The following is a 21,169-nucleotide window of genomic DNA, read 5'->3' as shown; positions in this document are numbered from 1 at the left end:
GAACCGCCTCCGGAGGGTTGATGTCACCATGGCAGGATGGGCGCACCGAGGACGTGGGAGGTCCTGTGAGCGACAACCAGAACCTGCTGGCTGGCCAGCGGCGGGCGCTCATCCTGGACGAGGTGCGGCGCAGGGGCGGCATCCGGGTGAGCGAGCTGACGCGAATGCTTCAGGTCTCGGACATGACGGTGCGCCGTGACCTTGATGTGCTGGCCCGGCAGGGCGCGTTGGAGAAGGTGCACGGCGGCGCGGTACCGGTTCCGGAGCGGCGCACGCACGAGCCGGGATTCGAGGCGAAGTCCGCGCTGGAGCTGTCGGCCAAGAGCGCGATCGCGCGGGCGGCGGCGAGCCTGGCCAGCCCGGGCAGCGCGGTGGCGCTCTCCGGCGGCACGACGACCTTCGCGGTGGCGCACGAGCTGCTGGAGGTCCCGGAGTTGACGGTGGTGACCAACTCGGTGCGGGTGGCCGACGTCTTCCACCACGCGCGGCAGGCCGGCGAGTCGGGCCACAGCCACGACAGCGCCGACACCGCCCGCGTCGTCCTGACCGGCGGCGTGCGCACCCCGTCGGACTCCCTGGTCGGCCCGGTGGCGGACGCGGCGATCGCCTCGCTCCACTTCGACGTGCTGTTCCTTGGCGTGCACGGGATCTCGGTGGAGGCCGGGCTCTCCACGCCGAACCTCGCGGAGGCCGAGACCAACCGGCACTTCATCCGCTCCGCGCGGCGGGTGGTGGTGGTCGCCGACCACACCAAGTGGGGGACGACGGGGCTGAGTTCGTTCGCCTCCCTGGACGAGGTCGACACCTGGGTCACGGACTCCGGGCTGCCGGACTCGGACCGGGAGGAGATCGCCGAGCACCTGGCGGAGCTGGTGATCGCGGGCGGCGAGACGCCGGACCAGCGCCCGGCCTGACGGGCTGGGCCGGCCGGCGGGGGCCGGCCGGCGGGCCGGTCACCGGCCGTTGTCAGTGGCCGCTGCCACAATCGGCCGCGTGAACGACGACCGGGTGCACGAGGGGCGAGCGGGCGAGGGGCCGGTGCCGCGCGCCGACCGGGCCGACCGCGCGGAGGGCACTGACCGCGTGGCGCGCTGCGCGTTGGCGGAGTACCCGGACGGCTCGGTGCGGGTCTGCCCGCTGGACGCCTCCGGCCGCCCGGCCGGGGCGGTGCGGGCCGAGCCGGACGCGGCGACGGCGGTCGCGGCCCGGCCGTGGGTGACGCGCTGGGTGTGGCGTTCCACGGCCTCGGTCTATCCGGAGGTGCTGGCCGCCGGGCTGCGGGTGGAGCGGTGTTACGACGTGGAGGCGGCCGAGGCGCTGCTGTTGGGGCACGAGGGCGCCTGGGGCCGGCCGCGTTCGCTGGCGGCGGCGCTGGCCAGGCTGCGGCGGCTGCCCGAGCCGGCGGACCCGCCGCCGGGGGCGCCCGACGAACAGCCCTCGCTCTTCGAGGCGGCGCCCGTTCCGCTGCCGGGCGGCGAGGACCCGATGAACGCGCTGCTCGCGGTGTACGCGGCGCAGCTCGAACGCACCGGGCTGGCCCAACACCCGGCACGGATGCGGCTGTTGCTGGCCGCCGAGTCGGCGGGCACGCTGGTCGCCGTCGAGATGCGGGCCGCCGGGCTGCCCTGGCGGGCGGACGTGCACCGGCGGCTGCTGGACGAGTTGCTGGGCGAGCGCTACCCGGGCGGCGCCGAGCCCCGGCGGCTGGCCGAGCTGGCCGACGAGGTGTCGCGGGCGTTCGGCGAGAACGTCCGGGTGCGTCCCGACCTGCCGGCCGACGTGATCCGGGCGTTCGCGCGCGCCGGCGTGCGGATCTCCAGCACCCGGGCCTGGGAGCTGCGCGACGTCGACCACCCGGCGGTGGCGCCGCTGCTGGAGTACAAGCGGCTCTACCGGATCTGGACGGCGCACGGCTGGTCCTGGCTGCGGACCTGGGTGCGGGACGGCAGGTTCCGCACCGAGTACGTGGTCGGCGGCACGATGTCGGGACGCTGGACGACGCACGGCGGCGGCGCGCTCCAGATCCCGAAGGTGGTGCGCCGGGCGGTGGTGGCCGACCCCGGGTGGCGTCTTGTGGTGGCCGACGCCGACCAGTTGGAGCCCCGGGTGCTGGCGGCGATCTCCCGCGACCGGGGGCTGATGGCCGTCGCCTCCAGCGCCGAGGACCTGTACACCCGGCTCGCCGCCGGGCAGGGCGCGGGGTGGGACCGGGAGGCGGCGAAGCTGGCGTTGCTGGGCGCGATCTACGGGCAGACCTCGGGCGACGGGCTGCGTCATCTCGCCGACCTGCGGCGGCGGTTCCCGGCGGCGGTCGCCCATGTCGACGAGGCGGCGCTGGCGGGTGAACGCGGGGAGGCGGTCCGCACGTGGCTGGGCCGCACCAGCTCGGCGGCCGACGAGGACGCGCCGGGCGTCGGCGCGACGGCCCGGGCCAGGGGCCGCTTCACGCGGAACTTCGTGGTGCAGGGCTCGGCGTCCGAGTGGGCGCTGCTGATGCTGGCCGCGCTGCGCGCGCAACTGCGGGGCATGGCGGCCGAGTTGGTCTTCTTCCAACACGACGAGGTGCTGGTGCACTGCCCGGAGAACGAGGCGCCGGCGGTCACCTTGGCGGTGGCGGCCGCCTCCCGGGAGGCGGCCCGCCTGGCCTTCGGCGACATCCCGGTGCTCTTCCCGTTCACGACGGCGACGGTGGAGTGCTACGCCCACGCGAAGTAGCCTCCGGCTCGGTTCGGGGAACGCCGACGCCGCCGCAGCGAAGCTGCGGCGGCGCGGCGGGGGCGGCCTGCGGCCGGCGGGGGGTCCGGGTTGCCAACTGGCACCGGGGGCGCGGTGGCCTGCGGCCGGCTGCGAGTGGGGCGAGTTACCCGGCTGGCGCCGGAGGCACGGCGGCCTGCGGCCCGCCGGTCGGCCGGCAGCAATGACCCGGCCGGGGCCGGGGCCGATGGTCCGGCAGGGGCCAGGAAGCATGAGGGCCAGCAGCCAGGCGGGGCGGCCTGCGGCCATGCGGGGGGTGCGAGTTACCGGGCCGGGACCGGGCCCGAGGCCGGCGATCCGGCAGGGGCCAGGAAGCGTGACGGTCTGCGGCCGGCAGGGGACGCATGAGCGGGCTGGCGTCGGAGGCACGGCGCTGCGGCCCACCGCCAGGACCGAAGGTCCGGTCGGTGGCCTGCGGCCGACTGCGGGGTGCGAGTTGCCCGACCGGCGCCGGAGGCACGGTGGTCTTCGCGCCGCCTGTCGACCGAAGGTCACTGGTCGGCGGGGCGAGGCCCGATGGTCCGGCCAGGACCGGGAACGTGGCGGCCTGCGGCCGGCTGCGGGGGGCGGGTTGACCGGCTGGCGCCGGAGGCACCGTGGTCTGCGGCGGGATGAAGGCGAGTCGCCCGACCGCCGCCGGGGGCCCGATGGTTGGCGGGGCCGAGGCAGGTGGTCCCGCCTGGGCCGGGGAGCGTGGCACCTGCCGCCGGCCAGCGACGAACTGCCCGACTCCCGCCCGGGAGGCCGAGGGTGGGGAGCGTGTCGCCCTGCGGGCTGCCACCGGCGGAAGGTTCGGCTCGCGCCGGGGAACGTGGCCACCATCAGGGCCCAGCCCCGATGGCCGGCACACGCCGGGGGCGCGCGACGGCCTGCGGCCGAACTGCCGTAACCGCGCTCGGAATTGTGGAGGGCCAACTGTCCGGAGCCACGCCGGATGTGCGCGGGATCGGCGTGGCACGGCTCGCGCCCGGCTTACGGCCCAACACACGGGGCAGCGGCTGAAGAGCGGCGCCGGGCCGGGCTGGCAAACCCTCGGCGGCCGGACGCTGCCGAACTGACCCGACTCGTCCCGGGGTTGGGCAGCTTGCGAAGAACGCCGCGACCGGGACAGTTGCCTGGCCGCGTACCTCCCTGCGGCCCGTCGTTGACAGCCCGGTTCGCCCGGAGCGCGACTTCACGAAGATCCCAACGAGGCGTCCTGGTCGGCCGGGTGGACCGTGCGAGCCTGGGTGGTTGAACGATCTGTTCACTTCCAAACGGGCACCTATAAAAAAGGTCCCCCCACCCCCCGGCGCGCCCGCCTTCGGGAGTCGACGGCCCGCTGACTACCAAGACGGCAGGCGATGTTCGCGCGGCAGCGTGGTCGTTAACCGAACACCCCACCCACCGCCGGCTAACCAGAACAACCGCAACCGTCCCCACGAGACGCCCGACGATCGGTCACGTCCGAGACGGGCGACATGCCGGGGCAGGCCGGCGAAGCCGGTGCGCGCCACGCACGCCCCCAGCGGCCAACCGACCCTCGAACTCGGCGCGGTCCCTGCGCCCGGAGGGCACGGTCGCCATTCCCGACCACCCCTGGCGGCAACGAACTCCACCTCCCGGAAGCCGCGCCCCCCTTCCCAGCCAGCCTCCTGCCGGTATTCGTTACGCCCGCACCCGGCCGATCGTGCGCCATGTAGGCCAGGCGTCGTAGCCCGCGCCAGAACCCCAACCCCTCACAACGAGTCTCGTCGACCAACAAACGACCAGTCGGGCTGCCCCGCACCGGCCACCGGCCCGCAGACAAACCCCGCACCCACCCACCACCCGCACCGGCACCCGGCCCCGCCAAACCACCCCCGCCAAGCCGGCCCGGCCAGGACCAGGGCCCCGCGATGAGTTTCGGTCGCCGGTCCGGTCCACCCTTCCAGCCTCGGAATCCGGCACACGGCCAGGACCGAGGACCGGAACAACCGGAACAACCGGAACAACCACCAAGGAGAGGCGAGAACCATGGCAGCGACGGCGGAGAACGCGAACGTCTCCGGGCTCGGAGTGGTGATCGGCGGCACCGATCCGGTGCGGCTCATCGAGTGGTACCGGGCGGCGTTGGAACCGCTGGGCGCGCGCTGGGAGCGGCACATGCTGATGGTCGGACCCGGCGCCATCATCGGCTTCGACCAGCGGGACGACGTCGCCGAGCGGGCCGTCGAGCCGGGGCGGCAGTTGATCAACATCACCGTGCACGACATCCGGGCGGCCGAGGCACACCTCAACTCCCTCGGCGTGACCTGGATTCGCCCGGTGGAGGAGGTGGGCGGCGGCTGGTACTTCTCCACCGTCGTCGACCCGGACGGCAACTACCTCCAGATCCTCCAGGGCCCCGACGCCCCCTGAGCCGACGAGCCACGAGAGCCCCCGGAGCCAACGGAACCCCCGAGGTCCCCGAAGCCGAGGGAACCCCAAGGTTCCCGAAGCCCCCGGAGGGTCAACTCGTGTAGCCGGCCGGCAGGTCCACCGGTGGGGCCCCGTGGTGGGCGACCATCTCGGCGACCCTGGCCAGCCGGCCGGCCGCCTCGTCGGCGACCGGGCCGCGCACGGTGAACGGCAGCCGGACATAGCCCTCGAACGCGCCGTCCACACCGAAGCGCGGCCCGGAGGGGAGGCGGACGCCGGACCGTTCGCCGGCCTCGGCGATCCGGGAGCCGGAGAGCCCGCCGGTCCGCACCCACAGCGTCAGGCCGCCGGCCGGCACGGTGAACTCCCAGTCGGGCAGCCGTTCCCGCAGCGCCCGCACCAGGTCGGTCCGGCTGGCGCGGATCTCCTCCCGGCGCTGCGCCACCGCCTCCTGCCAGCCGCCTGAGGTCAACAGCCACGTGACGGCGAGCTGTTCGAGGACGGGGCTGCCCAGGTCGGCATAGGCGCGCCGGGAGATCAGGCCCCGGATCACCTCGGGCGCCGCGCGGACCCAGCCGATCCGCATCCCGGCCCAGATGGACTTGCTGGCCGAGCCGACGGTGATCACGCCCGCTCCCCCGTGGTCGAACGCGCTCATCGGGCGCGGCATCCCACGTTCCGCCTCCTCGTCGAGCGCGAGGTCGACCATGGTCTCGTCGACGACGAGGGTGGCGCCGGCCGAGCGGGCGGCGGCGACCAGCGCGCGGCGGCTCTCCTCGTCGGCGAGGGCGCCGGTCGGGTTGTGGAAGTCGGCGACGACATACGCCATGCGCGGCGCGGCCTCGGCGAACGTCCTCCGCCAGGCGGGCAGGTCCCAGCGCGGGGCGCCGTCGGCGCCCTCGGTCATGGCGACGGGGATCAGCCGCGCGCCGGCGTCCCGCATCAGCTGGAGGACGTTGGCGTAGGAGGGGTGTTCGACGGCGACCCGCTCGCCGGCGGCGAACATCCGGCACAGCGCGGCCATCGCGCCCATGGCGCCGGTGGTGACCATGATCTGCTCGGGCATGGTGGGCACCCCGCGCGCCGTGTAGCGGTCGGCGAGGGCGCGGCGCAGCGCGGGCAGGCCGGCCGGGAAGTCGCCGTGGGTGGCGGCGGCGGGCGGGAGTTCGGCGAGCGCGGCCTGGCAGGCGCGGGTCAACCAGGGTTCGGGCGCGGGCAGCGCGGCGCAGCCGAGGTCGATCATGGAGCCGACGGCCTCCGGCGGCAACGGTTCGAGTCCGCGCGCGGGCAGCGGCCGGCCGGCGGGCACGGCGGTCCAACTGCCGGCGCCGCGCCGGGACTCCAGGAAGCCCTCGCCGCGCAGCGCGTCGAAGGCGGCGGCCACGGTGGTCCTGCTGACGGCGAGCACGCCGGCCAGCTCGCGTTCGGCGGGGAGCCGCGCGCCGACCGGGACGCGGCCCTCCAGCACCAGCAGGCGCACGCCGTCGGCGAGCGCGCGGTAGGCGGGGACCTTCCGCGCGCCGGGCGCGCGCCCGTAGCCGTCCTGGGAGGTGAGCAGCCGCGCGAGTTGCCCCGTTCCGACCGTCGAGGTCCACTCGGCCATGAAAATCGGTCCACCTTCCCCGAATTGGACGTGTCAATGGCCCTGGATCAGGCCGGAGGGTACTCCCGGATCGGTTGTACCAGTCCAATTCAAGCACCATCGCGACCCGAGGGGGATCCCCGCCCATGCGCCGGATGTCACACCGCCTGGTCAGGCTCTATGTCGGTCTGCTGCTCTACGGCGCGAGCGCCGGCCTGCTGGTGCGGGCGGGGCTCGGACTCGATCCGTGGGACGTGTTCCACCAGGGGGTGGGCGAGCACACCGGGCTGTCGATCGGCCTGGTGGTCAACATCACAGGCGCGCTGGTGCTGTTGCTCTGGTGGCCGATGCGGGAGCGTCCGGGTCTCGGCACGCTCTCCAACGTGCTGCTGGTGGGCCTGGCGATCGACGCGACGATGGCCCTGGTGCCCGAGGTGAAGCCGGTTGCCGCCCAGGTGTTGCTGATGGTGGGCGCGGTGGCGCTCAACGGGCTGGCCACCGGCCTGTACATATCGGCGCGCTTCGGCCCGGGCCCCAGGGACGGGCTGATGACGGGGCTGGCCCGGGTCACCGGGCGGTCGATCCGGCTGGTGCGAACCGGGATCGAGGCGTCGGTGCTGCTGGTGGGCGTGCTGCTGGGCGGAACGGCCGGGGTGGGAACGGTGGTCTACGCCCTGGCGATCGGACCGCTGGCGCAGTTCTTTCTGCGGGTGCTGGCGACCCCGGAGGACACGGCCGACGAGGCGGCCGAGGGCAGGACCCAGGACGGGGCCGAGGACGGGGCCGACACGCGACCAGGGGCCGGGTCCGGAATGGATTTCGAAGACCGGGGAAGGCGGGGTATTCTACGCCCTTGGTCCCGCCGGATGGGCCGTGACCACGAGCCATCCTCTGTGGACGCCGGGTGACATCCCCTCTCAGATGTGACAAACCGGGCGGCGGTGGGTACAAGAAGGGGCGGTACGACGGGCGACGTATGACCTACAACGGGAATCTTCACCGCCGACCGGACGTTGACCTGATTGATGATGACAGCGACACCTGTCCTGTGGGCGACCAGCCCGGGAGGCACGATTCATGAGTGAGCGAGCTCTGCGCGGCACGCGGCTCGTGGTGACCAGCTACGAGACGGACCGTGGTATCGACCTCGCGCCGCGTCAGGCGGTGGAGTACCAATGCCAGAACGGCCATCGGTTCGAGATGCCGTTCTCGGTGGAGGCCGAGATCCCTCCGGAGTGGGAGTGCAAGGTCTGCGGCTCCCAGGCCCTGCTGGTGGACGGCGAGGGGCCCGAGGAGAAGAAGGGTAAGCCCGCGCGGACGCACTGGGACATGCTGATGGAGCGGCGTACCCGCGAGGAGTTGGAAGAAGTGCTGGCCGAGCGGCTGGCGGTGCTGCGTTCGGGCGCGATGAACATCGCGGTCCACCCCAGGGACAGCCGCAAGACCGCGTGACGGGAGCCCTCGCCGGGCGTCCGTCCAGGGACACGGAAGGCCCGGATCGCCGAGAGGCGGTCCGGGCCTTCGTGCTGCCGTGAAACGGGTTCGCCGCGCAACGGGTTCAGGGGCAGCGGGTTCAGGGGCGGTGCGGGCCTTCGGGTCCCTCGCCCTCGGCGCGGTCCCGGCCACGGTCGTCGCCCCGCTCGTCCTCGTCGCGGATGACCTCACCCGGCACGATCCGGTCGTCCCCGTCCCGCCGCATCCGGCGATGCGCCTCGCCGGCCGCCCGGAACGCGGGCCCCGCCGGCCAGGTGTAGCGCTCCAGGGCGCGGCCGGCCGCGCGGCGCATCAGCCGGGCGGTGGGCGGGAAGAGGCAGGCCAGCCCGACGACGTCGGACAGCAGCCCGGGCACCATCAGCAGCAGGCCGCCCAGCATGGTGAGCACCCCGCCGCCGGTGGGCTGGGTGCCCGGCTCGGCCGTGCCCCTGGCCTGGGCGGCCAGCCGCTGCCAGGCGCGGCGGCCGGCGTGCCGGATCACCAGCGCGCCGGCGACGACGCCGGCGGCCAGCACCAGGAAGACGGTGAGCCCGCCGGCGGCGTGGCCCAGCATGATCAGCAGCCAGATCTCCAGCAGGGCCCAGGCGGCCACCGCGAGCGGCAGCAGCGCCAGGGGGCCACGGCGGCGGCGGACCGCGCGGGTCGCGCCCGTGCGCCGGCCTCGGTACGGGTCAGGACTCCCGGATGTCATGGTGCAAGTGTGCCTGGCGTCGGGGGAATCTACCGAGTCGGGCGGCGACACCCCAGGCCGTCACCCGCCACAGCGCCTCGATCACGATGTCCCGGCTCATCTTGCTGTTGCCGTGGGCGCGTTCCACGAAGGTGATCGGCACCTCGACCACCCGGTGGCCGGCCCGGATCGCCCGGTGGGCGAGGTCCACCTGGAAGCAGTACCCCTGCGAGGCGACGTCGCGCAGCAGCGCCCCGTCCAGCACCCGGGCCCGGAAGGCCCGGTAGCCGCCGGTGACGTCCCGGATCGGCAGCCCGAGCACCCGCCGGGAGTAGGCGCTGCCGCCCCGGGAGAGCAGCTGGCGGTAGCGCGGCCAGTTGACGATCCGGCCGCCTGGCACCCAGCGGGAGCCGAGCACGATGTCGGCCGTCGCCAGGGCGGTCAGCAGCCGGTGCAGTTCCTCGGGCTGGTGCGAGCCGTCGCCGTCCATCTCGACGAGGACCCCGTAGCCGCGCTCCAGGCCCCAGCGGAAGCCGGCCAGATAGGCGGCGCCCAGGCCCTCCTTGCCCGCCCGGTGCAGCACGTGGACGCCCGGGTCGGCGGCGGCCAGCTCGTCGGCGAGCTTGCCCGTCCCGTCGGGGCTGTCGTCGTCGGCGACCAGCACGTCGCAGTCGGGCACGACCGTCCGCAGCCGCTTCACCAGCGGCGGCAGGTTGTCCGCCTCGTTGTAGGTCGGGATGATCACCAGGACCCGGCCCAGCGGCGGGAAGTCCCGCGCGCCGTCCCTCACCCGTTCACTCCTTCCGCTCCCCTGCCCCGTCCTCGGCGCCGCTCGCCTCACCGCCGTCCGCCCCGGCACCGTCCGCCTCGCCGCCGGACTCCGGGCCGGCCTGGGCGGTGGCCCTGCGGCGGGCCAGCCGGGGGCCGAGGCCGGTCCAGGCCCAGGCCAGCAGGCCGCCGAGGGCCAGCGCCCACTCGGGCGCAGCGCCGACCCGGTCGGCGAAGGTCCGCCCGTCGCGCAGCGGCAGTTCGGTGCTCAGCACGTCCTGGGTGAACTCCTCGGTGCGCTGCTCTATCGACCCGTCGGGCCGCACCACGGCGCTGATCCCGCTGGTCGCCACGGTGACGACGGCCCGGCCGTGCTCGACGGCGCGCAGCTGGGACATGGCCAGCTGCTGCTCGGGCTGGCCGGTGTTGCCGTAGGTGGCGTTGTTGGTCTGCACGACCAGCGCGCGGGCGCCCTCGTTGACGGTGTCGCGGACGATGTCGTCGTAGGCGACCTCGAAGCAGATCACGTCGCCCAGCCGGGCCGGGCCGACGTCCAGCACGCCGGAGTGCTCGCCCGCCCAGAAGTCGCGCGGCACCCGCTCCAGGCGGGAGATCAGCACGCTCAGCTGGTCGCGGAACGGCACGTACTCGCCGAACGGCACCGGATGTTGCTTGGTGTAGGAGTCGCCGGGGCCGGTCTCGGGGTCCCAGACGATGCCCTGGTTCTCGACGTAGCCCTCCTCGGTGGGGTGGTCGACCAGGGCGCCCACCAGGATCGGCACCCCGATGGTCCGGGCCGCGCGGTCGATCGCCGCGTACGCCTCGGGGCGGGAGTACGGGTCGAGGTCGGAGGCGTTCTCCGGCCACAGCACCAGGTCGGGGCGTTCGGTGCGGCCGGCGGCCACGTCGTCGGCGAGCTGGAGGGTGGCGTCGACGTGGTTGTTGAGGATCATCATCGGGCGGCCGAGGAAGTCCATGCCGGCCTGCTGGACGTTGCCCTGCACGATGGCGACCGAGACGGTGTCGCTGGCGCCGGTCGGCACCGGAACCGCGTAGCCGGAGGCGCCGACGGCGACCGCCAGGCCGGCGCCGCCGAGCGCCGGCAGCGCCGCGCGGCCGGCGAGCAGCCCGGCGCGGTGCAGGTGCCACAGCCGCAGCCCGGCCCAGGCCAGCAGCGCGCCGGTGAGGGCCACGGCGAAGGTGACCAGCGGGGCGCCGCCGACGGCGGCCAGCGGGGTGAACGGGGTGCTGGTGTTGGCGAACGCGAGCCGCCCCCACGGGAAGCCGCCGAACGGGACGCGGTCCCTGGCCCACTCCTGCGCGACCCACAGGCAGGCCGCCCACAGCGGCCAGGCGCGCATCCTGGCGGTGGCGGCGAGGCCGGCGCCCATCGGGACGAGGAACAGCGCCTCGATGACGGCGAGTCCGACGGTGGCGTCCCAGCCGATGACGCGCAGCCAGCTGAGCAGCCCGAGGAAGAACGGGAAGCCGAGCGCGAAGCCGAGCCAGCCGCCCCTGCGGGCGCTGCGGCCCCGGGTCAGCAGCGAGAGGGCGGCGACGGCCAGCAGCGAGGTCGGCCAGACGTCGTAGGGCGGGAACGCCGGCACCAGCGCCAGGCCGGCGAGCGCGGCGAGCACGGTGGCGGGCCAGTCGTGCCGCAGGGCGGCGAGCAGCCGGCGCGGCCAGCGGGGGCGGCGCTCCGACGGCGTCGGCGCGCGGTCGGCCGGCCCCTCGGGGGCGGTCGGGCGCGGGCGCCGGTCGTCGGACTCGTCCCTGGTGGTCGTCTCTGGGCCCGATAGCACCACGGTCGTGGCCTCTCTGCGGAGCGGGGCGATGATGAACGACCGTACCCCGAACGAGGGAGTGCGCGGTCACACGGGCCCGCTCGACCAGCCTGCGGACCGGAGCCCGGCGCCCTTCGGTCCGACCCGGGACCCGCTGGCTGCGGGTCAACCGAAGGCCGTTGTCTACTGAGCGTCCGGGCCCCGCCCGGGTCGCACCTGCCGACCGGGCGAAACCTCCCGCCCCCGTGCCGCGGACACTGGACCTGGCTCCCGGTGGCGGAGCGCCGGGATGGCGCCCGCCCTCTGGCCCAGCAGCGTTCGACGGCTGCGTGAAGGAGCGCCGGTCGGACGTCCTGTGGTGGACCCGGCCGAACCTACCCCCGGACGCCCGCCCGGTGTCAACACCGGTCTGACCTGGGCATTTTGGTCAAAGCGGCAGGTCAGTGCGGAGCGGGGACGCGGTTCCGGACGCGGCGCTAGCCGTCGTTCGGCGGTATCGTCCCGCGCCGGTCTCACTCGTTCAGCCGGTCGTACACGATCTGCCCGTCGACCACGGTGCGCAGGCAGCGGGGCAGCGGGGTGCCGGGGGTGAGGTCGGGCAGTCCAGGGGTGCCGGAGCGGGGGTCGGTCGACCAGCGGGCGACGCGGTCGTCGGGGGTCTGGACGAGGAGTTCGCCGGTCTCCCAGACGGCGTAGTCGGCGGGGGCGCCGGGCACCAGGACGCCGGCGTCGTCGCGGCCGACGGCGCGCCAGCCGCCCCGGGTGTGGGCGGCGAAGGCGGCGCGCACCGAGATCCGGTGGTCCGGGGTGTGGTGGTGGGCGGCGGCGCGGATGGCGCCCCAGGGGTCGAGCGGGGTGACGGGGGCGTCGGAGCCGAACGCGAGCGGCACGCCGGCGCGGGCCAGGGCGGCGAACGGGTTGAGCGCGGCGGCCCGTTCGGCGCCGAGCCGGGCGGCGTACATGCCGTCGGGCCCGCCCCAGGCGGCGTCGAACGCGGGCTGGACGGAGGCGACCAGGCCGAGTGCGGCCAGCTCGGCGACCAGTTCCTCGGTGAGGAGTTCGGCGTGTTCGACGCGGTGGCGCAACGCGCGGACGCGTTCGACGCCGACGCGGGTGGCGGCGGCGCGGACGCCGCGCGTCACGGCGGTGACGGCGGCGTCGCCGATGGCGTGGAAGCCGGCCTGGAGGCCGGCCTCGGTGCACAGGGCGACATGGGTGGCGATCTGGTCCTCGGTGAGGTGGGCCAGGCCGGTGCCGGGCGCGTCGGCGTAGGGCGCGCGGAGGTGGGCGGTGTGGGAGCCGAGGGAGCCGTCGGCGAAGAGGTCGCCGGCAGCGCCGGCCGCGCCCAACTCGGCGATGCGGGTGGCGTCCTTGGGCTCGGTGACCAGCTCGGCCCAGTAGCCGACGACGCGGGGTCCGGGCTCGGCGGCGGCCAGGGCGAGGAGCGCGGTGAGGTCGTCCTCGCTGGAGATCTCGGGGCCGCCGCACTCGTGGAGCGCGCCGATGCCGAGGGCGGCGGCGTGGGCGCGGGTGGCGCGCTGGGCCTCGGCGCGGCGGGCGGGGGTGAGGTCGCCGAACGCGTGGGCGCGGACCGCGTGGTGGGCGTCGCCGGTCAGCGGCCGGTCTGCGGACCAGCCGGGGAGGTCGGCGACGCCGGGAACGCGGGCGAGGAGCGCGGTGGTGGCCAGCGCCGAGTGGACGTCGACGCGGGAGAGGTAGAGCGGGCGGCCGCCGGCGGCCTCGTCGAGTTCGGCGACGGTCGGGGGCCGGCGCTCGGGCCAGCGGGCGGAGTCCCAGCCGTGGCCAAGCAGCACCTCGCCGGCGGGGCGGGCGGCGGCGAAGGCGCGGATGGCGTCGAGCGCGGCGGCCAGGCTGGGCGCCGACGTCAGGTCGAGGCCGGTGAGGGCCAGGCCGGTGGCGGTGGTGTGCACATGCGCGTCGGTGAACGCCGGGGTGACCAGGGCGCCGTCGAGGTCGACGGTGTGGTCGGCGGTGTCGGCCAGGGCGTCGGCGGCGGCCTCGGAGCCGAGCCAGGCGACGCGGTCACCGGTGACCAGCATGGCGGTGGCGAAGGGGTCGGCCGGGCTGTGGATCTCGCCCCGCCGCAGCAGCGTGGAGGGCGCCGTGGCGGGGGTGGTGCGTCGGGTCATGGCGCACAGTCTCCCGCCCGGCGGGGGGCGGGGGGCGCGGCGGGGTGGGCTCCCGGGCGGGCGGGGCCGTTCTGGTCCGGGGGCGGGGCCCGTTCGGATGCGGGGGCGGGGCCCGTTCAGATCCGGGGCGGGCGGGACTCGTAGGGGGTGGAGAGGACGACGGTGGTGCGGGTGGAGACGCCGGCCAGGGAGCGGATTCTGGCCAGCAGGTGCTCCAGCTCGGCCGGGGTGGCGACCCTGACCTTGAGGATGTAGCTCTCGTCGCCCGCGACGCTGTGGCAGGCCTCGATCTCGGGGACCTCCGCGAGCCGTTCGGCGGTGTCGTCGGGGGCGCTGGGGTCGAACGGCTTGACGGAGATGAACGCGGTCAACGGCAGCCCTATGACGTCCGGGTCGACGATGGCCGCGTATCCCCGGATGACGCCGCGCTGTTCGAGCCTGCGGACCCGCTGGTGGACGGCGGAGGTGGACAGCCCGGTGGCCTTGCCCAGGTCGGTGTAGCTCATCCGCCCGTCCCTGACGAGCAGTTCCACGATGCGCCGGTCGAGGGGGTCCTCCACGTCACTCACGATTCCGTAACCTACCCGCACCGTGGGCGGCCCGGCGGTCGCTTTCCGCACATCTTCCGGGCACAGGGGCGACGGGGGCACATCCGTTCGTCGCCGGGCTGTGACCAAGACCACAGGGTCGGCCCGGGGGCGGGGTGCGGCGGGTGATTATCCGTCGATCGGCGCGGGCAACTCTTGCAGTGGCCACCGCATGTGCCTTCAAGGGGGATTTATGCCCACTGTTGAACGACCCCGGCGCGCCGAAGCGGACGAGGAACGACTCTCCGGAACGGCCGCCGCCCCGCTCGACGAGACGCTCGACGAGCGGGACCTGTCCGACGTCGAGGTGGCGCGGGCGGTCTGCCCCGAGTGCTCGCGTTCGGTCGCGCTGGACGCGGCGGACGCGCCGCTGCCCTCGCACGCCCTGGTCGCCACTCCCTGGCAGCCGTTCGGGCTGACGGTCTGTCCCGGCTCGGGCCGGGAGCCGGCCGGGTCGGGCTGGGCGCTGACCTGGACGCGGCCGGCGGGCGGCGACTCGCTGACGCTGGCGGCGCTGCCGGAGGGGCTCGACTGGCGGCTCCAGCCGTTCTCCCACGCCTCGGGGCCCGCGCCGGCCCTGCGGCAGGCCGCCTGAGCCGGCGCTCGGACCCGGCTCAGCCGGCGTCGGCCGGGGCGGCGTTCCTCAGCAACTCCCGTGAGATGACCAGGCGTTGGATCTGGTTGGTGCCCTCCACGATCTGGAGCACCTTGGCCTCCCGCAGATAGCGCTCGGCCGGGTAGTCGGCGCTGTAGCCGTAGCCGCCCATCAGCTGGACGGCGTCCACGGTGACCCGCATCGCGGTGTCGGTGCAGAACAGCTTGGCCATGGCGGCCTCGGCGGTGAACGGACGCCCCGCGTCCTTCAGCCGGGCGGCCGCCAGGCACAGCGCGCGGCCGGCCTCAATCCCGGTGGCCAGCTCGGCCAGCAGGAAGCGGGTGCCCTGGAAGTCGGCGACCGGGCGGCCGAACTGCCGCCGCCTGGCGACGAACGCCAGCGCCTCCTCCAGCGCGGCCCTGGCCAGGCCGACGGCGCAGGCGGCGATGCCGAGCCGGCCGGCGTCCAGCGCGGCCAACGCGATGGGCAGGCCGCGCCCCGGCGCGCCGAGCCGGCGCTCGTCCGACACCCGCACGCCGTCGAGGTGCAGCTGGGCGGTGGGCGAGCCGGCCATGCCCATCTTCCGCTCGGGCGGGGCGGCGGTCAGGCCCGGCGCGTCACCCGGCACCAGGAACGCGCTGATGCCGCCGGGCCCGTCCTCGCCGGTGCGGGCGAAGACGGTGTAGAAGTCGGCGATCCCGCCGTGGGTGATCCACGCCTTGGTGCCGTTGATCACCCAGTCGTCCCCGTCCCGGGTGGCGCGGGTGCGCAGGCTCGCGGCGTCGGAGCCGGCGGTGGGCTCGGAGAGGCAGTAGCCGCCGAGCAGTTCGCCGCCGAGCATCGCCGGCAGCCAGCGTTCGCGCTGCCGCGCCTCGCCGAAGCTGGCGAGCGCGTGGCAGGACAGGGTGTGCACGCTGACGCCGAGTCCTACGGTGAGCCGGGCGGCGGCCAGCTCCTCCAGCACCCGCAGATAGACCTCGTAGGGTTGGTCGCCGCCGCCGTGCTCGCCGGGGTAGGGCAGGCCGAGCAGGCCCAGTTGGGACAGCAGCGCGAACGTCGCGCGGGGGAAGACGCCGGCGGCCTCCTCCTCGGCGGCGTGCGGGCGGATCTCGCGGTCCGCCACCCGGCGGGCGAGGGCGAGGAGTTCGTCGGTGGCGTCGCCGCTCGGGGCGGGCGGGGTCTCGGACGGGGTGGACCGCGTGGTGGGCGTGGACGGCATGGTGTTCATGGTTTCTCCCGGGGGGCGGGCGAGGGTGGCCCGCGAGGCCGCGCGCCCGGGGGTTCGCCCCGGGCGTACGGGTGACGTGTGGGTGGTACGGGCGGTACGGGCGGTACGGGTGGTACGGGTGGTACGGAGCCGTGCTGGGCAGTGAACCAGCGTTCGGCGGCGTGGTCGACTCCTCGGGGCGGCTACTCGGGGCAGCCCGGGTTCTCGGCGGGGACGGACAGCGGCGCGCCCTGCGGCACGACATAGGTGGCGTAGAGGACGACGGGCTCGCTGCCGAGGTTGCGGCCGTTGTGCACATGGTCGGCGCCGTGCGGCTCGACCAGGGCGTCGCCGGGGCCCGAGACCTCGACGGCGCAGCCGTCCAGGGTCCTGGTCAGGGTGCCGGACTCGATCACGCCCAGCAACGGCCCGTGGTGGTAGTGCCAGCCGGTCTCGCCGCCCGGCGGGATGGTGATGATCCGCTGCACCACGTCGGTGGGGCCCTCGGCCTCGATGCGCAGCCCGTCGGGCGCGAGGCCCTCGGTCAGCGGCTCCACGACCGGCTCCCCGCCGCCGGCGGCCGACGAGGGCAGCGTGGCCAGCGCCAGCGTGCCGACCAGCGCCCCGAGCACCGCGCCCCACCGCCGGGCGCGCCCGCCTCGCGAACGACGACCCGACACCACGTCAACCATGCGCGCATACACGACTGTTACGCCTCCCCGGCTGCGAACGAACAACGGCAACGACGGCCGACAAGGGCCGACGACCTGTCAGGCGATCATGCCCCGCCGGCCGGCGCGGCAAAGACCCCCGGGCGCGCCGGCGGGAAAACCCGCGAGAACTCGGCGCCCGCGCGGCGATGAGTCCGGCGGGTCGCCGCGGTCTGCCCCTGTGAGACCCGAAACCGAACCCCAACGCCCGGCCGCGCCGGGCCAGTTGAAGGAGCCCCCCATGAGCGTCACCCCCTCCTCCCCGACCTCCGCCGCCCAGGCCGCCCCCGCCGGCCCCGCCGCCCCCGTTGACCGTCTGCTGCGCCGGCCCGTGTGGCAGGTCGGCGCGTTGGCCGTGGTGGCCGGCGCGGTGCTGACCGAAGCCTTCGCGCTGGCCGCGCGCGGCCTGGGCGTCTCGATGCTGGCCGCCACCGGCGACCAGGAGCCCGCCGAGATACCGGTCGGCGGCTTCGCCACGGCCGTGCTGGTCTGCGCCACGGTCGGCGTGCTGCTGGCGCTGGTGCTGGCGCGCTTCACGCGCCGCCCGGCACGGATCTTCGCGGCGACGACGGGGGTGCTGACGGCGCTCTCGCTGGTGCCGCCGTTCCTCACCACGGACACCGCGACCTCGACGCAACTGGTGCTGGCCGTGGCCCATCTGGTGGCCGCCGCCGTGGTCGTTCCGCCGCTGACCCGCCGGCTGGCGCTCGTTCGCCGATGAGCCCGGGAGCGTCGGCGGGGGCCGGCTACTCGAAGCGCGCGGGGTCGCCCGCGCCCCGGCGCACGATCTCGGCGGTGCCCTCGGAGAAGTCGACGACGGTGGTCGGCTCGGTGCCGCAGTCGCCGGAGTCGAGAACGGCGTCCACCACGTGGTCGAGGCGTTCCTTGATCTCCCAGCCCTGGGTCAGCGGTTCCTCCTGGTCGGGCAGCAACAGCGTGCTGGAGAGCAGCGGTTCGTCCAGCTCCGCCAGGAGCGCCTGGACGACGGGGTGCTCGGGGACGCGCACGCCGACGGTGCGGCGCTTGGGGTGGAGCACCCGGCGCGGGGCCTCCTTGGAGGCCGGCAGGATGAACGTGTAACTCCCGGGCGTGGCCGCCCTGATGGCGCGGAAGGGCGCGTTGTCGAGCCGCACGAACTGGCCGAGCTGGGTGAGGTCGCGGCAGACCAGGGTGAAGTGGTGCCGGCTGTCGAGCTGGCGGATGGTGCGGATGCGGTCGAGCCCCTCGCTGTTGCCGGGGAGGCAGCCGAGCGCGAAGCAGGAGTCCGTCGGGTAGACGATCAGCCCGCCCTCGCTCAGGATCTGGACCGCCTGGGTGATCACGCGGCGCTGCGGGTTCTCCGGGTGGACATCAAGGTATCTCGCCATGCGTTGACCTTAGGGGGTCGCGTCGCAAGGACCGGGTGACGGGTGCGTGCGCGGAGGATTGACACCCCCTCCGGCCGAACCTACCGTCATGTTCGGCTTTCAGGACGCTGTTCGAGATACGGAACGACACGCCGCACGCGATGTGAACACCCCTCCCCCACGGGACCGCCGACGGGCCTCCCGGCCCTGGCTCCGGCCCAGACAAGGATCACCTCGCCATGTCCGAACTCCCCAGCCGTCGCAGGGTCCTGGGCGTCGCCGGCGCCCTCTCCCTCGGACTCACCACCGCCTCCCTCGCCTCGGCCGGCGGCGCCCGCGCAGCCGCCGGGGGCGCACGCCCGACCGCCACCGCCCTGGCCGTGCCGCCGGCCCGCGAGGACCTCGGCGTCCTCGCCCGGCCCTTCGACCTCGGGCGGGTCACGCTCGGCCCGGGCCGGGCGCGCGCCAACATGGAGCGCACCCTGGAGTACCTGCGCTTCGTCGACGTGGACCGCCTGCTGTACAACTTCCGCCTCAACCACGGCCTTTCCACCGAGGGCGCCGAGCAGTGCTACGGCTGGGAGGCGCCGGACTTCGAGTTCCGCACCCACAGCCAGGGCCACTTCCTGACCGCCTGGACCCACGCGTTCCTGACCACCGGCGAGGAGGTCTTCCGCGCACAGGCCCGCGCGATGGTCGCGGGGCTGGCGGCCTGCCAGGCGGCGCCCACCGAGTTCAACGCCGGCTACCTCTCCGGCTTCCCCGAGTCCGACTTCGACACGGTGGAGACCGGGCAGCGCAAGGGCGTGCCGTACTACTGCCTCCACAAGACCCTCGCCGGGCTGCTGGACGTGTGGCGGCACCTGGGCGAGGAGCAGGCCAGGGACGTGCTGCTGGCGTTCGCCGGCTGGGTGGACTGGCGCACCGGGCGGCTGACGCCGGAGCAGATGCAGACCTGTCTGCGGATCGAGTTCGGCGGGATGAACGCGGTCCTCACCGACCTGTACCAACAGACCGGCGACGAACGGTGGTTGACGGTGGCGCGCCGCTTCGACCACGCGGCGGTCCTGGACCCCCTGGCGGCCGGCGAGGACGAGCTGGCCGGGCTGCACGCCAACACCCAGATCCCCAAGATCGTGGGCTGCGCCCGGGAGTTCAAGGCCACCGGCGAGGATCGGTACCGCCAGATCGCGGTCACCTTCTGGGAGATCGTGACCAACGACCACACCTATGTGATCGGCGGCAACAGCGTCGCCGAACACTTCCGGCCGCCCGGGGAGATCGCCCGCCATCTGACCCAGGACACCTGCGAGAGCTGCAACACCTACAACATGCTCAAGCTGACCCGGGAGCTGTTCGCGCTCGACCCGGCGCGCGTCGCGCTGCTCGACTACTACGAACGCGCCCTGTTCAACCAGCTGATCGGGCAGCAGGACCCGCAGGACCCGCACGGCCACGTCTGCTACTTCACCCCGACCAACCCCGGCGGGCGGCGCACCTACAGCAACGACTACCACGCGTTCACCTGCTGCCAGGGCACGGGTCTTGAGACCCAGACCAAGCTGATGGACTCGGTCTTCTTCCAGGACGACGCCGGCCTGTATGTGAGCCTGTTCGTCAACGCGGAGCTGGACTGGACCGAGCGCGGCGTCACCGTCGCCCAGACCACCGACTTCCCCGCCGCCGACACCACCACCCTGACCGTCACCGGCGAGCCCGGCGCCTGGGCGCTGCGGCTGCGGGTGCCCGGCTGGAGCGAGGGCGCGACGGTCAGCGTCAACGGCGAGCCGTGGGACGACGCGGACACCGCGCCCGGCGGCTGGGCCGTCGTGGACCGCGCCTGGGCCTCGGGCGACACCGTCACGCTGCGGCTGCCGATGCGGCTGGCGCTGGCCGGAACGCCGGACAACGCGGCGGTCCAGGCCGTCACCTACGGCCCGCTGGTGCTCTCCGGCGCCTACGGCGACGACGACCTGAACGGTCAACTCCCGGTGCTGGACACCGACTCGCTCGCCCCTGCGGACGAGCCGCTGACGTTCACCGCCACGGCGGACGGGGCCGAGGTGACGCTGATCCCGTTCCTCGACGCGCACCACCACAACTACACCGTCTACTGGGACGCCGACGGGCGGGCCGGGACGCGGACCGGGCTGCTGCTGGCGAACGCGGCCAGCGGTCTGGTGGTCGGCGTCGAGGACGCCTCGACCGCCGACGGCGCGCCCGCGCTGCTGTGGACCGAGGCCGGCACCTACGACCAGAACTGGCACCTGGACCCGACGGACGGCGCCCTCGCGCTGCGCAACGGCGGCAGCGGCCGGGTGCTGGCCGTCGCCGGCGGCTCGACCGCCGACGACGCGGACGTCGTGCAGGCGGGGCCCGGCGGCGCCGAACGGCGGTGGACGGTGGAGGACCTGGGCGACGGCAGCCACCTGGTGCGCAACGCCAACAGCGGCAAGGTGCTGGCGGTCAGGGGCGGTTCGGCCGAGCGCGGCGCGCGGGTCGTGCAGGACGCGGACGACGACTCGCCCGACAACCGCTGGTGGTTCGTGCCGCGCGGCGAGCAGCGGCTCGAAAACCTCAACAGCGGGCTGGTGCTGGGCATCCTCGACATGTCGCTGGAGAACGGCGGCCCCGCGCTCCAGTGGGACAACACCGGCACCGCCGACCACTTCTGGGGCGCGGAGCGCGCGGGCGACGGCGCGTTGCTGCTGCGCAACCGCAACAGCGGGCTGGTGCTGTCGGTGGCGGACGCCTCGACGGAGGCCGGCGCGTCGGTCGTCCAGTGGCAGGACAGCGGAGCGGCGCACCAGCGGTGGCTGCTGCGGCACGGGCGGGACGGGTACTTCCGGGTGGTGAACGCGCACAGCGGGCTGGTCCTCGGCGTCCAGGACGCGGCGACGGAGCGCGGTGCGAGGGTTATCCAGTGGCGGGACTCGGGCACGGACGACCACCTCTGGCGCTTTGTGTGACTAGGGGAGCGACCACGCGCCGTTGCGTGTCCTCCACCGTTGTCGTCTGCGGCCCGTCCCAGATCACCCGCGCAGTTCCCCGCGCCCCCGGGTAGGTGAGGAGCGCGGGGAACCGCGCGAGCAACCGCCGCCGAGGCCGCACCGAGACCACCCCCCACCGTTGTCGTCCGCGGC

Annotated in this window: 16 protein-coding genes and 1 pseudogene; 8 read left to right on the top strand and 9 right to left on the bottom strand. The window is 74.7% G+C overall.

All coding sequences use genetic code 11. The features are described 5' to 3' along the window. Positions 1–65: 65 nt before the first annotated feature. The 3 genes from FH609_RS25325 to FH609_RS25315 all read left to right on the top strand — a co-directional run bounded on the left by FH609_RS25325 (position 66) and on the right by FH609_RS25315 (position 5,133). Positions 66–914 carry a DeoR/GlpR family DNA-binding transcription regulator gene (locus FH609_RS25325; RefSeq protein ID WP_193318038.1) on the top strand — a complete coding sequence of 283 codons (849 nt, stop codon included), beginning with the start codon at positions 66–68 and terminating at the stop codon, positions 912–914. Between the two features lie 184 nt (positions 915–1,098). After that, a complete protein-coding gene (locus FH609_RS25320) occupies positions 1,099–2,715 on the top strand; it encodes a bifunctional 3'-5' exonuclease/DNA polymerase (protein WP_139672139.1) in 1,617 nt (538 codons plus the stop codon). 2,034 nt (positions 2,716–4,749) lie between these two features. Continuing rightward, the gene (locus FH609_RS25315; RefSeq protein ID WP_139671854.1) at positions 4,750–5,133 is read left to right on the top strand and encodes a VOC family protein; all 384 of its coding nucleotides are present in this window, start codon (positions 4,750–4,752) and stop codon (positions 5,131–5,133) included. Between the two features lie 91 nt (positions 5,134–5,224). Here FH609_RS25315 and FH609_RS25310 read toward each other — a convergent pair whose 3' ends face one another. Next, positions 5,225–6,736 (bottom strand): PLP-dependent aminotransferase family protein, encoded by a 1,512-nt coding sequence (locus FH609_RS25310; RefSeq protein WP_139671851.1) that lies wholly within the window; start codon positions 6,734–6,736, stop codon positions 5,225–5,227. Positions 6,737–6,861: 125 nt separating this feature from the next. Between FH609_RS25310 and FH609_RS25305 the strand changes: the two are divergent. Both FH609_RS25305 and FH609_RS25300 read left to right on the top strand, forming a co-directional pair. Further along, positions 6,862–7,512, top strand: a pseudogene (locus FH609_RS25305) (YczE/YyaS/YitT family protein); the annotation flags it as partial. A gap of 280 nt (positions 7,513–7,792) precedes the next feature. Further along, positions 7,793–8,167 (top strand): RNA polymerase-binding protein RbpA, encoded by a 375-nt coding sequence (locus FH609_RS25300; RefSeq protein ID WP_122184078.1) that lies wholly within the window; start codon positions 7,793–7,795, stop codon positions 8,165–8,167. Positions 8,168–8,288: 121 nt separating this feature from the next. Here FH609_RS25300 and fxsA read toward each other — a convergent pair whose 3' ends face one another. The 5 genes from fxsA to FH609_RS25275 all read right to left on the bottom strand — a co-directional run bounded on the left by fxsA (position 8,289) and on the right by FH609_RS25275 (position 14,141). After that, positions 8,289–8,900 (bottom strand): FxsA family membrane protein, encoded by a 612-nt coding sequence (fxsA, locus tag FH609_RS25295; RefSeq protein ID WP_139671848.1) that lies wholly within the window; start codon positions 8,898–8,900, stop codon positions 8,289–8,291. Next, positions 8,881–9,669: a polyprenol monophosphomannose synthase gene (locus FH609_RS25290; protein ID WP_139671845.1), complete on the bottom strand. Its 789-nt coding sequence runs from the start codon at positions 9,667–9,669 to the stop codon at positions 8,881–8,883. Before FH609_RS25290 ends, fxsA begins: the two co-directional genes overlap by 20 nt. 4 nt (positions 9,670–9,673) lie before the next feature. After that, positions 9,674–11,449 (bottom strand): apolipoprotein N-acyltransferase, encoded by a 1,776-nt coding sequence (lnt, locus tag FH609_RS25285; protein ID WP_226961941.1) that lies wholly within the window; start codon positions 11,447–11,449, stop codon positions 9,674–9,676. Between the two features lie 494 nt (positions 11,450–11,943). Beyond that, a complete protein-coding gene (locus FH609_RS25280) occupies positions 11,944–13,581 on the bottom strand; it encodes an amidohydrolase (RefSeq protein ID WP_139671838.1) in 1,638 nt (545 codons plus the stop codon). A 116-nt stretch (positions 13,582–13,697) separates the two neighbouring features. Further along, positions 13,698–14,141, bottom strand: coding sequence for an Lrp/AsnC family transcriptional regulator (locus FH609_RS25275; RefSeq protein ID WP_122184083.1), 444 nt, complete (start codon positions 14,139–14,141; stop codon positions 13,698–13,700). A gap of 220 nt (positions 14,142–14,361) precedes the next feature. On the opposite strand from FH609_RS25275, the gene FH609_RS25270 reads away from it, so the two are divergent. Then, the gene (locus tag FH609_RS25270) at positions 14,362–14,763 is read left to right on the top strand and encodes a hypothetical protein (RefSeq protein ID WP_139671835.1); all 402 of its coding nucleotides are present in this window, start codon (positions 14,362–14,364) and stop codon (positions 14,761–14,763) included. A 19-nt stretch (positions 14,764–14,782) separates the two neighbouring features. Here FH609_RS25270 and FH609_RS25265 read toward each other — a convergent pair whose 3' ends face one another. Further along, positions 14,783–15,991, bottom strand: coding sequence for an acyl-CoA dehydrogenase family protein (locus tag FH609_RS25265; protein ID WP_405379102.1), 1,209 nt, complete (start codon positions 15,989–15,991; stop codon positions 14,783–14,785). Positions 15,992–16,173: 182 nt separating this feature from the next. Then, a complete protein-coding gene (locus tag FH609_RS25260) occupies positions 16,174–16,662 on the bottom strand; it encodes a cupin domain-containing protein (protein WP_139671832.1) in 489 nt (162 codons plus the stop codon). 259 nt (positions 16,663–16,921) lie between these two features. On the opposite strand from FH609_RS25260, the gene FH609_RS25255 reads away from it, so the two are divergent. Continuing rightward, on the top strand, positions 16,922–17,401 hold the full coding sequence (locus tag FH609_RS25255; protein ID WP_193318036.1) for a DUF6069 family protein: 480 nt from the start codon (positions 16,922–16,924) through the stop codon (positions 17,399–17,401). 25 nt (positions 17,402–17,426) lie between these two features. Here the strand turns inward: FH609_RS25255 and FH609_RS25250 are convergent, their stop codons facing one another. Beyond that, positions 17,427–18,047, bottom strand: coding sequence for an L-threonylcarbamoyladenylate synthase (locus FH609_RS25250; protein ID WP_139671829.1), 621 nt, complete (start codon positions 18,045–18,047; stop codon positions 17,427–17,429). A gap of 218 nt (positions 18,048–18,265) precedes the next feature. On the opposite strand from FH609_RS25250, the gene FH609_RS25245 reads away from it, so the two are divergent. Then, a complete protein-coding gene (locus FH609_RS25245; RefSeq protein WP_139671826.1) occupies positions 18,266–20,995 on the top strand; it encodes a beta-L-arabinofuranosidase domain-containing protein in 2,730 nt (909 codons plus the stop codon). Positions 20,996–21,169 lie beyond the last annotated feature (174 nt).

Origin of the sequence: Streptomyces sp. 3MP-14 (assembly GCF_006334905.2) — a bacterium.
Taxonomy (GTDB): Bacteria; Actinomycetota; Actinomycetes; order Streptomycetales; family Streptomycetaceae; genus Streptomyces; species Streptomyces triticirhizae.
The sequence above is the reverse complement of the archived record's forward strand: the minus strand, read 5'-3'. Positions and strand labels throughout refer to the sequence as shown.